The 13620-nt window shown below is 44.6% G+C and carries 15 protein-coding genes; 2 read left to right on the top strand and 13 right to left on the bottom strand.

Going from position 1 to position 13620, the window contains the following annotated elements; all coding sequences use genetic code 11:
• Window positions 1-128: 128 nt before the first annotated feature.
• Together AB6E08_RS08380 and AB6E08_RS08375 are read right to left on the bottom strand one after the other, a co-directional pair.
• The gene (locus AB6E08_RS08380) at window positions 129-635 is read right to left on the bottom strand and encodes a DUF2780 domain-containing protein (RefSeq protein WP_017096570.1); all 507 of its coding nucleotides are present in this window, start codon (window positions 633-635) and stop codon (window positions 129-131) included.
• A gap of 134 nt (window positions 636-769) precedes the next feature.
• Entirely contained in the window at window positions 770-1390 is a 621-nt protein-coding gene (locus AB6E08_RS08375; protein ID WP_008220519.1) for an FKBP-type peptidyl-prolyl cis-trans isomerase, read from the bottom strand.
• 213 nt (window positions 1391-1603) lie between these two features.
• Here AB6E08_RS08375 and AB6E08_RS08370 point away from each other — a divergent pair, with 213 nt between their 5' ends.
• Entirely contained in the window at window positions 1604-2182 is a 579-nt protein-coding gene (locus tag AB6E08_RS08370) for a LysM-like peptidoglycan-binding domain-containing protein (RefSeq protein ID WP_029225384.1), read from the top strand.
• Window positions 2183-2241: 59 nt separating this feature from the next.
• Here the strand turns inward: AB6E08_RS08370 and AB6E08_RS08365 are convergent, their stop codons facing one another.
• The 11 genes from AB6E08_RS08365 to AB6E08_RS08315 all read right to left on the bottom strand — a co-directional run bounded on the left by AB6E08_RS08365 (window position 2242) and on the right by AB6E08_RS08315 (window position 12252).
• Window positions 2242-3090, bottom strand: coding sequence for a DMT family transporter (locus tag AB6E08_RS08365; RefSeq protein WP_102579988.1), 849 nt, complete (start codon window positions 3088-3090; stop codon window positions 2242-2244).
• Window positions 3090-3542, bottom strand: coding sequence for a GNAT family N-acetyltransferase (locus AB6E08_RS08360; RefSeq protein WP_004735261.1), 453 nt, complete (start codon window positions 3540-3542; stop codon window positions 3090-3092). Before AB6E08_RS08360 ends, AB6E08_RS08365 begins: the two co-directional genes overlap by 1 nt.
• A 57-nt stretch (window positions 3543-3599) precedes the next feature.
• The gene (locus AB6E08_RS08355; protein ID WP_004735262.1) at window positions 3600-4166 is read right to left on the bottom strand and encodes a Crp/Fnr family transcriptional regulator; all 567 of its coding nucleotides are present in this window, start codon (window positions 4164-4166) and stop codon (window positions 3600-3602) included.
• 71 nt (window positions 4167-4237) lie between these two features.
• On the bottom strand, window positions 4238-5992 hold the full coding sequence (locus tag AB6E08_RS08350) for a lysophospholipid acyltransferase family protein (RefSeq protein WP_017100015.1): 1755 nt from the start codon (window positions 5990-5992) through the stop codon (window positions 4238-4240).
• Between the two features lie 12 nt (window positions 5993-6004).
• A complete protein-coding gene (locus tag AB6E08_RS08345; protein WP_004735264.1) occupies window positions 6005-6448 on the bottom strand; it encodes a hypothetical protein in 444 nt (147 codons plus the stop codon).
• Between the two features lie 10 nt (window positions 6449-6458).
• Window positions 6459-6896, bottom strand: a complete 438-nt coding sequence (locus AB6E08_RS08340; RefSeq protein WP_004735265.1) for a YHS domain-containing (seleno)protein — start codon at window positions 6894-6896, stop codon at window positions 6459-6461.
• Window positions 6897-6905: 9 nt separating this feature from the next.
• The gene (locus AB6E08_RS08335; RefSeq protein ID WP_017078812.1) at window positions 6906-7655 is read right to left on the bottom strand and encodes an NRDE family protein; all 750 of its coding nucleotides are present in this window, start codon (window positions 7653-7655) and stop codon (window positions 6906-6908) included.
• Between the two features lie 2 nt (window positions 7656-7657).
• Window positions 7658-8200, bottom strand: coding sequence for a DinB family protein (locus tag AB6E08_RS08330; RefSeq protein WP_017100016.1), 543 nt, complete (start codon window positions 8198-8200; stop codon window positions 7658-7660).
• A gap of 19 nt (window positions 8201-8219) precedes the next feature.
• Window positions 8220-9353 carry a D-alanine--D-alanine ligase gene (locus AB6E08_RS08325; RefSeq protein WP_372065971.1) on the bottom strand — a complete coding sequence of 378 codons (1134 nt, stop codon included), beginning with the start codon at window positions 9351-9353 and terminating at the stop codon, window positions 8220-8222.
• Window positions 9350-9937, bottom strand: a complete 588-nt coding sequence (locus AB6E08_RS08320) for a DedA family protein (RefSeq protein WP_017100018.1) — start codon at window positions 9935-9937, stop codon at window positions 9350-9352. Before AB6E08_RS08320 ends, AB6E08_RS08325 begins: the two co-directional genes overlap by 4 nt.
• Before the next feature lie 338 nt (window positions 9938-10275).
• On the bottom strand, window positions 10276-12252 hold the full coding sequence (locus AB6E08_RS08315; RefSeq protein WP_017069395.1) for a bifunctional 2',3'-cyclic-nucleotide 2'-phosphodiesterase/3'-nucleotidase: 1977 nt from the start codon (window positions 12250-12252) through the stop codon (window positions 10276-10278).
• 414 nt (window positions 12253-12666) lie between these two features.
• On the opposite strand from AB6E08_RS08315, the gene cysD reads away from it, so the two are divergent.
• A complete protein-coding gene (gene cysD / locus AB6E08_RS08310; RefSeq protein WP_226088532.1) occupies window positions 12667-13611 on the top strand; it encodes a sulfate adenylyltransferase subunit CysD in 945 nt (314 codons plus the stop codon).
• Window positions 13612-13620: the final 9 nt, after the last annotated feature.

Here is a 13620-nt window from a genome sequence, read left to right as displayed (position 1 = left end):
TATCTCGTATCTCGTATCTCGTATCTCGTATCTCGTATCTCGTATCTCGTATCTCTTTTGTTCAGCGCACAAAAAAGAGCACCGAAGCGCCCTTTAAGTATTTTAAATCAATTATTAATCACTGGTTATTACAACCAAATAGCTTCGAGTGAATCAACGAGACCGCTTGTTGCGCCTTGTGACTCTAGCCCTTGAATAATGATTGGTGCAAACGCCGCAACCATTGATGAATCCATACCTAATCCTGAAAATGCATTTTCAACAGATGTTTTTGAGTCCAATACTGACGTTAAACCGGTAGAATCAAGCGTCGACATTCCAGGGAAAAGCATTTCGAGCTCTTGGTTGTCAAAGTTATCAAGGGTATTTTGGGCAAGAGCTAGCATGGAGCCTACTCCACCTATAGCTTGCTCATTTGTTACAGATGCTTTGTCACTTAGGGAATTAGCAAGGGTGCTCGTAAATGGTGTTGCTTCATTTTTTTGAGACCACATGTCTACAGCGGCCATAAGGGCTGTTTGTGATAGTTGGGAATAGTTAATATCAGAAGTTGGGCTAACTTGTTCTGACTCGCTAGTACTAGCGCAAGATACCACAGCAAGGCTGCTTAAAACGGTGATGAGTACTTTCTTCATTATTCGTCCTTAAGTAATAAAGTAATTTACTCTTTCACTATAAACGAAAAACGGCGATGTAGTCACATCGCCGTTGAGCTAATTCAGTCTAATTTACCTATAGTTTTTTGTTTTACTAAAGGTTTTTATAGAAATTAAAGAATTGCTAGAAGTTCTACTTCGAATACTAGAGCAGCAAATGGTGGGATTGCAGCACCTGCGCCACGCTCACCGTATGCTAGATCTTGAGGGATGTATAGCTTCCACTTAGAGCCAACAGGCATCATTTGTAGAGCTTGTACCCAACCTTGAATTACGCCAGTTACTGGGAATTCAGCAGGTTGACCGCGAGATACAGAGCTATCGAAAACTGTACCGTCAGTTAGTTCGCCGTGGTAGTGAACGCGCACTTGCTTGTCTGCAGTTGGGATTTCGCCAGTACCTTCAGTTAGTACTTCGTACTGAAGACCAGACTCAAGAACTGTAACTTCTGAACGAAGAGCGTTGTCAGCTAGGAAAGCTTCGCCGTCAGCAGCAGCAGCTTTAGCTAGTTCTTGACGTGCAGCTTCACCACGAGTGTGTAGCTCTTGTAGTGCGTTGTTGATTTCGTCAACTTCGATAGCTGGCATGTCGCCAACTAGAGCTGTTGCGATACCAGCAGCGATTGCATCAACGTTTAGGCCTTCAAGACCAGAACCAGCAAGTTGTTGGCCCATTTGTAGACCGATACCGTAGCTAGCTTTTTGCTCTACAGTTTCAAATTTTACTTCAGACATGAAAAGTCACTCTTTTTGTCAGTACTAAAAGGGTAAGAATACCAGTATTAGCAGCCTGAATAAACGGCTAGCCTCTGATCACTTACGCTTTACCGTGTCCAAATCACAGCTATGTCAATTTTCTTGCTTTGCTCTCTGTTGTCGCGGAAAGATCTATACTGTTGGTACTTTGGTTTTTATACTGTAGTTATTCAATGTATAGGACGCAGTGGCATGAATCGTCGTCAAAAGAAAAAACAGAAAGTAGACCACTTAGCAGAGTTCAAGGACCGACTGAATCAGGTCAAAGAGAAACTAAGCTCGATCGATCTAAAGAAAATGAAAACCTCAACAGTGCAAACTTGGGGATCATTGCCGAAATTACACCAGAAATTATTGATGGTGATTTCGCCGATCATATTAATCTTATTGTTTGCACCGCTACCAGAGCCTAAAGTAGACAACGCACCAGCAACATCTCGTGTTGAGCTTGAGATAAATACTGTTGGCTTAAGCGAGCAGAAAAATGCTAAAAGTAATTCTTCTGAGCCAACCAGTTGGCAAGAGTATCTTGTTAAGCAAGGGGATACGTTAGCGCAGGTTTTTCGAAATAACGACTTACCGTTGTCTGACTTGAACGCGCTAGTGCGTATTGAAGGGGCAGACAAACCACTTAGTCAGATTCGTAAAGGCCAGCTAGTTCGATTCAAACTCGCCGAGACCGGGAAACTAGACATTCTTCAGCTAGAAAAAGGCAACACTTCGGTGATGTTTTTCCGATTGTCAGACGGTGGCTTTGGCCGTAGTAAGTAGCTCAATTCTGAGCCTGCGTTTAAGCGTTTTGTCAGATACAGATAGTCGATAGAAAAGAGCTAATGATTAGCTCTTTTTTTTGGTCGCTTGAAAGGTGCAAGCGGTAAGATGATGAGCATAATTCCGATAAAGGTTAACGTATCTGGAATCTCATCAAACCATATCGCGCCTATTATGGCGACAAACACTAAGCCTGAGTATTCAGCCAAGGCAATTTGACTAGAGTGTGCTTTTTGGTAGGCAGCGACCGCAAGTCCGTTGTAGCTTAAGATTAGCGTCGCACTTAATGCTATGTATCCCAAATGCTCCACAGACACCGGCTGCCAGTATAAGAAGCACAGTACTAATGAGGCTGGAATAGAGCATAAGGTTGTCCACCACAGCGTAGTGACCACCGTTTGCTCACTAGGAAGCTTTCTTACCAATACATTGAATAGTGCGAGGGTGAGTGCTGTACCCAAAGCAAACAGTGCTGCCCAATGAAATTGTGATGGCCTCAAGACAATCAATGCACCAATAAAACCGATAGTGGTGGCGATAACCTTGACAAGTGCCGGTTGCTCTTTCAGTAGAAACATAGAGAGAGGTAACATCAACAGGGGCGCGACGTAAAATACTGCGTTGGCGGTAGCCAAAGAAAGGTGGGTGATCGCGACGACCATACATCCGCTGCCGATTAGGATCAGTTGTCCTCGAATAAAGGTCACTTTAGCTTGTTGTAAGCGTCGTTGTTCTTTTTTCTGTTGTAGCCACAAAGGGGTGATGATGAGCAGAGATATCAACTGTCGGAAAAAAATATACTGAAGAGGCGGTACTTCGCCATTCAACAGTTTTACCGCTACGTCGGAAAGCGAGGCAAACAAGTTACCTGCAACCAACAATAGAATACCGACAGTGATATTCGTCATTACTTTTCAAATCTCATGTCTACATGCGGAATATCGTCTTCCAGATACATCTCAGAGATAGTTTCGAACCCGTGATTCGCATAGAAGTTTTCTAGGTGTTGTTGCGCGCCAATATCGATGGTCTTGCTCGGCCAAAGAGTCTCACAGCGTGTTAACGCTTCTTTGATCAATTGATGACCCAAGCCATCACCTCTTGCTGATTGCTTGGTCGCTACTCGGCCGATGCTGGTATTGTCGTAAGAAGTACCTGGTGGTAACAAACGGGCACACGCCACTAGCTCTGCATCAGCATAGCCAAGCAAGTGTTCAACACCTGCGAGTGTATCTTTACCATCGAGCTCTGGATAAGGGCAATTTTGCTCAACGACGAACACATCTACTCGTAATTTAAGTAGTTGATAAAGCTGTTGTGTTGAAAGTTCAGAGAAGGGAATTGAGTGCCAAGTGATCATGTTTACATCCAGAGGTTATCGATGCTCTGAATGTACTATGTGCGATGATGGTTGGCATTAACTATTGTTAATTCGACCTTTAATTCTGCTCAGACTGATCGCGGTTATTCCTAGGTAAGCGGCAATTTGATTGTCGTTCAAGCGCTGTTCAAGGTCGGGATAATGTTCGCAGAAAAGCTGATAGCGTTGCTCGGGAGTATAGAGCAGCATAAAGCGTTCTTTGTTTTCCTTATGCATCAGCTGAGTTTCTAATAACTTTAAATACAAAGGGTTGTTTGATGCGCGCCACTCGATAACCGCATTCATTGGTAGTTCTAACATAGTAATTGGTGTAAGCGTTTCTAATAGGTAAGGGGACGCTTGGTTTTTTATCAAACTCTCAAAGCCGATGATCCAATCTTGTTCCCAGTAGAACTCTTTGCTGTATTGCTTACCGTCATTAGTGAGATAACAAGCGTGGCACAAGCCTTCAAGTACAAAGTAGATTGAACTCGCCATTTCACCTTGATTGATCAGGATGTGTCTGGTTGGTAGCTCAAGCGGTTTCGCGACAGCTAATAGAGATTCAATCTGACTTTCAGAGAAGTCGAAGCTTTGTAGTTGTTCGATAAAAGAGGTGTGCATGTAAATAACCTAACCCAAATAAGTGTCGAAATCATCGCACTTATTTGAGTATAGGTACAGAGCGGGCTAAATCAGCGTCGAGCGTGCTGTTCTAGATAATCTTGAGCGAGCTCTCTGCCCATGTATTTACCTAGAGTTTTCAATGGTACTTTCTTAAGGTTAACCACAATCAAGCCATCCAGAGCATCATTAAATGATGGGTCGACGTTAAAGCACACCAACTTACCGTCCATCCCTAGATACTGGCGCAGTAGTACTGGGAGGCCTTTTCCTTGCTCCATACGTGCTAACACTTTAGAGAGCAGAGGAACACTCGCCAGTGACGATAAGAGGTGATTCTGCCAGAACACATGATTACTGGTATTGAGTGGTGAAGAAGGAGAAACTAGATTCGCCTTTTCCTCATCATAATGGTGAATTGATAAGGTGGTCGCGATCAACAGGCGAGCATTGTGGCTGTAATCATTACTGATACTGACTGGGCCGAATAGGTGAGTGTATTGAGGATGACGATACACGAAGGCCGCGATGCCTTTCCACAATAGTAACAGTGAGTTAAGGCTCTTTTGATAAGGTTTGCTCACCACAGAACGCCCAAGTTCAATACTATTATCAAGGGTATCAATGAACTCTTGATTGTAGTTAAACAGACTTCGAGAGTAGAGTTGATCAAGCCCGTGCTCAGCGATCAACTTGTCGACCATACCAAGTCGGTACGCCCCAACCAGTTCAGCCTTAGCTTTGTTCCACACAAACAGTTGATGGTAGTAAAGGTCATACTCATCTAAATCACAGGCAAGCCCGCTGCCTTCGCCAACCTCTCGAAAGCTCTCTTCTCTGACTCGACCAATCTCACGCATTAAATTGGGGATCGACTGGCTCGGTGTGCAATACACCTCAAAATCGCCCTGTTCAAGTAATCTCATTTCTTGAGGAAGTGACGCGACTTCTATAGAGAGTGCTTCTGATGGAATAGGAGCAATAACCTGAGTGTCAAAAGAGGGTGCATGGATTGGCGTGCTAGGGCTATCTTGTTGACTCATCAGATAGGTATTGAGCCGCAGATAGTTGACGATATCCATCTCTTGTTCAAACGATTTGATCTCTGAATATGGGATCGAAGAGCCGATAGAGATAGAGATGGTAGTCGCTCGTTTATTAAGAAGTTCACGTCCAAGTAAAGCAGTTCGTAACAGCGGATGAACTCGTCCGGCTTGGTAGAAAAGCTCGCTGTTTTTACCATTGATAAAGATAGGAACCGTAGTGGCTTGATGACGCTTAACAAACTTGGCAACTGATTTGCTCCATTCGATGTCTGTCAGTGTTTTTGCCCCTTTACGGTAACTCGATACTTCGCCAGCAGGGAACACAATCAAGAGTCCACCGTCTGCTAAATGACGATTGGCATCTCGAATAGCTTTAGCATTGGTGCGTTTCGATTCTTTACTGTTAAAGACATCGACCCCAATGAAAAGATCATCCAGTTCAGGCAGTCGCTTGAGCAACTCATTGGCCAACACCTTCACATCCTTTCTTACCGATCCTACGAGATCAGCAAGGATCACGCCTTCAATCGCACCAAGTGGGTGGTTAGCCACAATGACTACTGGCCCTTGTTCGGGAATATTATCAGTGGCGCCTGCTGAAACGGAATAGTCGATATTCAATGCTGACAAGGTGTGATGCATGAATTCAAAGCTAGATAACTCATCAGGTCTATCTTGATAGAGCTTATCTAGCTTAGATAGCCCAGTTGCCCACTCGACAACAGACTCACCTAAACCAAAAGGCGTGTAACGTGGTAAACGAAAAGGACTATCAATCATAATGAAGCTACCTTATTGACTAAAGTTGTTTAGGAAACCGTCTTGATTCTTGAAATCTTTTACACTTAAAAATGCACCGCAAAGCCATACTAGGCATGCCATGCCAAACAGTAATCCGCCGTCATAACCGACAATTTCACCCGCTGCGTTAAACTCAGGCATTTGAATACCGAGCGGCGTAAACAGATGGAAAAATATCGCGCCACTCATAATCCCCACACTCATGATGGCACCCAGACCATGCCAACGAGTAAACAGCAAAATGGCCGCAATCAATTCAGCGAACCCAATCAAGTAGCCGCCAAATGAACCGAACCAACTTAAGCCAGACCATGTCGCCAAGGTGCCAAAGATATGCTCAGTCTCGTATGAGCCTGTGAACTTAAAAAACAGCGACTGAACAAATACGAAAGCGATAAATGCCGCAGGAATATGTTTAGCTGGAGTGAATGTCATGGTTATTCCCTTATTTGATCAGTTGCGGCCAAACGGTGTCGGCTTTTTGAATATGCTGTGCTCGGTCTTGTTCCCAACGCTGTTTAATCTCTTGGTCGTAGTTGAGGTAAAGCTTGTTATCAACAATTGTCCATTGGTTTGGGTCACCGGGTGCAAAGTCACTTTTTGCTGAAACAGCCCAAGCGCAATAACCCCCATATTGAGGGGCATATTTTTCAGGATTATTAACAAATAAAGTCAGATTCTTTTCAGAAGAGAAATACCAGTCCGCGCCTTTGTACTCGGTGCTGAATTTTTTACTGCCTTCAATGGGCTTACCTGAAGTGAAATAAGCCACAGTATCGTAGCCATCGAGCGCCTTACTGCTAAAGAACCCTGTGTAGATTTCATCGGCGGCAAATACGTATGGGCTAACAAGTAGCATGACCATGGTTAATAGTTTTCTCATGATGGACTCCTATAGATTGATTACGGGTGATAAATCGAAGGTAAAGCGCTGTTGATTTATCTGGCATGGTTTAATGGGTTCACAAGGCGAGCCGGGTGCGTAAAACATAGAGGCTTGGCCGTGTAGATTGCGTAAGTGTGTAAAGCTCACGGTGTGCGCGTCTTCACGATGCATACAGGTCGCTAAATGAGGCTGTTCGCTATGATGGTGAGAGTGAAATTGAAGTAAGTTCTGCTGATTCTTACCTGTTGTCATAAGCTGATCGTATTTTGCTTGTCGGTAGGCTTGCACTCGCTCTAAATCAACACCGGATGAGAAGAGTGGAGAATCGGTGTCGACGATGTGCTGTTGAATACCATCCCACATGTAGGCGATAACCAAACCATTGTTCTGAGTTAAATTCGGCGCGAAAGCCAACAAGGTAAATGGAGCAAAAGAGTGCAGGTCGAGCTGATGAAATGCTTCAGAGAGCTGACTGATGTTACGACTCGATGATAGATTCTTGAGTAACAAACCACGGCTAACTAAAGGTCCAACAGGTACTATGCCTTGATAGTTATTGAGTAGGCATAGCGAAAGCCCGAACTCATTGATACTGATCCAGCTACCACCGCCAGTTGGGTCGAGTGGCATGATGATATCGACGCCGTTAACTCGATACTGTTTAGGCGGCATTGCTAGTGCTCGCGTCTTTTGTTCGTCACGGTTAAAAAAGACCTGATAACCATTTTCTTCAAGCAGCCAAGATACTGAACACATGATTATTGCTCCCTCAGATAGCTGCTGGTGGTTGGGGCATAACCAAAGGTATTGCATGTTTCGACATCAAGAAAGGTCGTGATCACCTTGATCATCGCATAGTGATGATTGGCATGCAGCGCAGCAAAGGTAACCTCTCTTTCTAGCGTAGAAGGTAGGCTGGCGAACACTTGTGTATCCATTGAAACTTCGGTTTGGATCATGATAGGCGCTTCGAGATCTCTGCGGTCTAATCGTTCAAGCCAGTTGATCACGTAATGGATCTCTTTCAACGCAATCGACCTGTCGAACTCCACGGGGTGACCACGACGACGAGTGTTGTAATCAACGGTCGCATTCTCTTTTAAAATCAGAGCGTGAAAAAGATCGAGCGTGTGACGGGTATGCTCACCAATAGAACTTGTGACGTGCGGCTTTGCTCGTGTCAGATAGTCGCTGTCAGATATCGTTAACAAAAACTCTAAACCCTGATTCAATATCTCTACCGCTCCCTTGATACTAGGAGAGAAAGAAGTGAGGGCGCTCGGTTGGGCTATGGGGTTCATTCATGATCCTCGTACAAAGTTAATCGGTGGTCGGATATTGTTGAACAAGACGTCGCTCTTCTTGCCACGCAGCGAATAAGCTCTTGAAAGAGGGAGTCTTATGGCCTCGTTGTTTTTGCTGAGCGCCAATATCAAAAAGAATACGGTATTGCAGAAGTAGCGTAGAAAATATCTCTCGCAGCGGTGTATTGCGATCCCAGATATGCCCAGCCTCACTGCTTGCGCCATTGACCTCAAGGATCGTGAAACCCTCGCCGTTCATTAGGCTGTGCATGTCTTTAAACTTGACGTCGAGTCGGCCAAAATGAAAACCATCGAAGTCATCGAATATCTCGTCTAAACGTTCAGTTAAAGCCTGAGTAATGTATTGATTGCCATCGCGGAAGATGCAGCCACGGCTATGGCTACCTGCGAACGCGAGTTGGAACTCTTCGCCCTCTGCGAGCACTTGATCCAATTTATCTTGATGTCTTGGCAGATAGAGGTGACTGAGCTGCCCAGCACGCGGGCTATTTTCAATTAACTGTTTGAGTGTCGACTTGCCATCACCCATCACCATTGGCGCATATTTGAGTGTGATCGAGATGATCTCGCCTTGCTTTTTGTTTGGGTAACGAACATAGAAAACGCCAGCTTCTGCCTGATAAGGCGCCTTTTCTTGCAGTAGAAAGCGAGCATTATTTGGGAAAGATTCAACATATTGCTCAAGTTGATCTTGTGTGTTGATCAGCTTGACGCCTACGCCTCGACAGCCAAGATCTGGTTTAGCGACAATCGGGAAATCAAGATCGGATTGTATTAGTGCGCTGCGTGCATCTTCAGCTTGTTTCTTACCGCTGAGATCCGTTTTGGTGAGGGTGATAAACGGAGAGATCCAACGCTGACTTGAAGATCCGGCAAGGCTTAATATCTCGTGTTTTGATTCGCCTACCATTCCGCTTAACTTGATGCTTGGGTTGGCAATGAGCGGCAGTGCCCAGTCAAAGTGCCGTAACCCTTGCATCAGGCTTTGAATCACCACTGGCGTGTAGAAGAACCAAGTTGGAAGAAACTCATAAGGAGAGACGCTGCGCACGGTATCTTTTTCAAGCAAAGGCATGCCTGCATTGATTTGATGTGCGGGAATGATGCGAATATCTTGCGGTGAACTCATGATAATCCTCTAGAGTAGGTTCTATTCATTAATCGATTGCCGATAAACAGCAAAGCGATGGCACACGGGATGATGATCCATTGATATTCAGAGGCTTGCAGCCACGCTGATGTCCCTAAATAGTAGATGGCAGAGAAGACAATGCCAGTCCAGAGCGCAGTGGCACTAATCACGGCAAACAAGAAAGTAGGCAGTGGGATTGCGAAAAAGCCACTTAAGGTAAAGCCGACGGTACGAAGCCCGGGAATAAAGCGGATAACAAAAAGGCTGCTGAATGCGTTCTGACGTAATTTGGTACGAAGCGAACGAAAGTACTTATTAGTGAGGGCTTTATATCGAACACCTCGGAAGTAACGTCCTGATTTACCCAGGTAATAAAGACCGAGATCACCCGTGGCAATACCGATGAAAATAGCAAGCAGCGCATATTGAGGAAGTATTAGACCTTGAGTCGCGATACCTGCCGCCGTAACAATCGCAAGATCTTCAAGCAGATAAGAAAGCGCGATGATGCCAAGCATCAGCCATAGCAGCGACTCCTCCCCTGAATGTAACCATGCTTGAATGCTCTCGACGGTGCTCATCAAATGTCCTTATCTATCCTATAGATGAATGGCTTAACCACCATTCATTGAGTGTAGTAAATTAAATAGACAGGAGGAGCAGATAAAAACTTACAGCTGATTAGTGTTTTTTTGTGTTGGATTTATTCAATTGGTGGTTTGAGTCGTGCTGTTTGACTGCTGTTTGACTGCTGTTTGACTGCTGTTTGAAGCTAAAGGCGTGGCATTTGGAAGCGGGTTGAGCGAGAGTTTGTCGTTCGACAAATTAGAGCTTTGGACTGAACATTTATAAGAAAAGAAAAAGGCTGAGTCGTTAAACTCAGCCTTTCATAACGTTAACTATAGATTACTTAAGCAACCTATTTAGTTAGGTCAATCTGGTAAACAGCAAAACCAACATCGTCAGTCGCAACACGTTTCATCGGGTATTGACCCTTCTCTTTAATGAACTCTGCTGCTTTGTCGCTTGGAGATGTTTCAAAGCGGATATCTAGCTTGTTATCTGTTTTGATTGGCGCAAATGACCAATTGTTATCCGCGCTTGGGCTCACTTGACCTTGCTCTTTGCTTACGCGAGAGATGTAGTTTGCAAGAACAGTACGGTTCTCATCTGGTGCATCAAATGCGATGAAGTCTTCACCTGTACCTGGGAACTTAGCGCTGTATGCTCGGTAGTTGTTGGTTGCGATCAGGAAGTCTTGCTTCATGTCGATTGGCTTACCTTGGTAAGTTAGGCCAACAATACGCTGTGAGTCAGGGTTAACGACTTTACAGTTTGCATCGTATTTAGCAGGTTGAGTTACGTCGATTTGGTAATCAACACCGTCGATAACATCGAAGTTGTAAGTACGGAAGTTATCCCACTCAATCAACTGTTGTGGTGCTGTGGAGTTAACATCCACTTGGTTGAACTGACCTGCAGAACACTCAAGCCACTCTTTTACTTCGTGACCTGTTACCTTCATCGCAACTAGCGTGTTCGGGTAAAGGTACAAGTCAGCTGCGTTACGGAATGTCAGTTGGCCAGATTCAACCTCAGTGAAGTTCGCTGGGTCATTCTTACGGCCACCGGCCTTGAATGGTGCAGCCGCGGAAAGTACTGGCGTACCATCTAGGTCAGGGTCACCTTGGATGAACTGTTCAACGTAATCTTTCTGTGCAAGGTTAACGATTTGAACTGTTGGATCGTCTTGTACTAGAGACAAGAAGCTGTACATCACATCGTCTGCTTTACCAATCGGTTGGTTAACAAACTCACGAGTACCAGCGTGGTCTTTTTCTAGTGCTGTTACGATGCCTTCATCAGCTGCAGCAAGAGATTTCTTCTCTATTTTGTCGTAGATAGGGCGTGCTTCTGATTGGCCTTTAACGACTTCCCACTTACCGTCTTTTTGTGCAAGTGTTAGATCCATAACACCAACGTGGCTACCCCAACGACCTGGCATTACTGCCGCAACGCCGTTCATTGTGCCAGTTTCGTTGTCGATGCCTTGAATGTCATCAAAACCTTTACCTGGGAAAACTGCGTGAGAGTGGCCGAATGCGATCGCATCGATGCCGTCTACTTCAGATAGGTAGAACGTTGAGTTCTCTTCGCCATTTTTGTATGGGTCAGTTGATACGCCTGAGTGAGGGATAGCAACGATAACTTCAGCGCCTTCCGCTTTCATTTGAGGCACTAACTCGTTAGCCGTCTCAATGATATCGCGAGCGATCACTTTACCTTCAAGGTTCTTCTTATCCCACGTCATGATTTGTGGTGGAACGAAACCGATGTAACCCACTTTTACTTCGTGCTCTACGCCAGCAGTATCTTCGAACGTGTGCGTCTTGATGATATAAGGCGTGAAGTAGTGTTCTTTGGTTTCTGCGTCGTAAACGTTAGCACTGATGTACGGGAAATCAGCGTCGTTGATAGATTCTTCTAGGAACTCAAGACCGTAGTTGAATTCGTGGTTACCTAGGTTTGCAGCGTCGTAGCTTAGTTGGTTCATTGCTTTATATGCAGGGTGAACTTCGCCTGCTTCGATGCCTTTGTCTGCCATGTAGTCACCCATTGGGCTACCTTGCAGCAAGTCACCGTTATCAACTAATACGCTGTTGGTTACTTCGCTTTGAGCTTCTTTTACTAGAGTTGCAGTACGTGCTAAGCCAATTTTTTTCGATGGCTTGTCTTTGTAGTAGTCGTAATCCATTAGGTTGGTATGGATATCCGTCGTTTCTACGACACGTAATTTAATCACTTCATCGGTATCTGGTGTTGTTGTGCAGCCTGCTAAAGTCAAACCAAGACCCGCAAGTACAGCCAATGACAAAGGTTTCATTGCAACTTTCATTTTGTAGCTCCAAAGTGGATAGTAGAAAATTCGTTGCGTAATGTAACAAAACCGAATGAAACAATGATTACAACGAATGTTAATTCGTGACTTAGATCGATTACTTTATGGTGTTCTGCAAGACGCCTCCCAAAGCTGCTCAATCGATGCGCAACTGATATCGATAATATTAGTCCATTCATTTCACCTGCTTATCGGTAAATTCAATCCCTTATCAGCTTTTCGAATAAAAAATGAAATTTTAGAATTTCCAGTAATATGAGAGGCTCGTCATAATGCCTATATCAAGGACGTATCAGGCAGATGAATAGCAAGGATAGCTCAAAACGAAGCTTCTGTTTTCTTCTAGTGCCAATACTCCCATTCACTCAAGTGGATGAGTTAAATCCCTTGCTTGGCAAGACCAAGTAATGAATTGCTCGTAACGCGAGCCTTAAAGGAAGCACTGAAATGGACCAAGAACGTTTAACCCACCTAAAACAGCTCGAAGCGGAAAGTATTCATATTATCCGTGAAGTAGCGGCTGAGTTTGATAACCCAGTGATGATGTACTCCATCGGTAAAGATTCTTCTGTGATGCTTCATTTAGCTCGCAAAGCGTTTTATCCAGGCAAGATTCCATTCCCACTATTGCATGTAGATACGGATTGGAAATTCCGCGAGATGATTGAGTTTCGTGATCGTACGGCTAAAAAGTACGGCTTTGACCTTTTAGTACATAAGAACCCAGAAGGTATTGAGATGGGGTGTAGCCCATTCGTACATGGCTCTTCTAAGCATACAGACATCATGAAAACTCAAGGCCTTAAGCAGGCGTTAAATAAGTACGGGTTCGATGCCGCTTTTGGTGGTGCGCGTCGTGATGAAGAAAAATCTCGAGCAAAAGAGCGTGTTTATTCTTTCCGCGATAAGAACCATACATGGGATCCAAAAAACCAGCGTCCAGAGCTTTGGCACACCTACAACGGTCAGGTTAATAAGGGCGAAAGCATTCGTGTTTTCCCGCTATCTAACTGGACTGAGCTCGATATCTGGCAATACATCTACCTAGAGAGTATCGATATTGTTCCACTTTACCTTTCAGACAAACGTCCTGTGGTTGAGCGTGATGGCATGCTGATCATGGTTGATGATGACCGTATGGAACTGCAAGAAGGTGAAGTGATTGAAGAAAAAAGCGTTCGTTTCCGTACTTTGGGCTGTTACCCACTAACCGGAGCCGTTGAATCTGAGGCGAATACGCTAACAGGTATTATTGAAGAGATGCTGGTGGCGACGTCCAGTGAGCGTCAAGGTCGAGCGATTGACCATGATCAGTCGGGCTCTATGGAGCTGAAAAAGCGCCAAGGTTATTTCTAAGAATCTAAG

This window comes from Vibrio sp. 10N.247.310.24 (genome assembly GCF_041467175.1).
GTDB lineage: Bacteria > Pseudomonadota > Gammaproteobacteria > Enterobacterales > Vibrionaceae > Vibrio > Vibrio tasmaniensis_A.
This window is presented reverse-complemented; position numbering and strand designations above follow the sequence as displayed.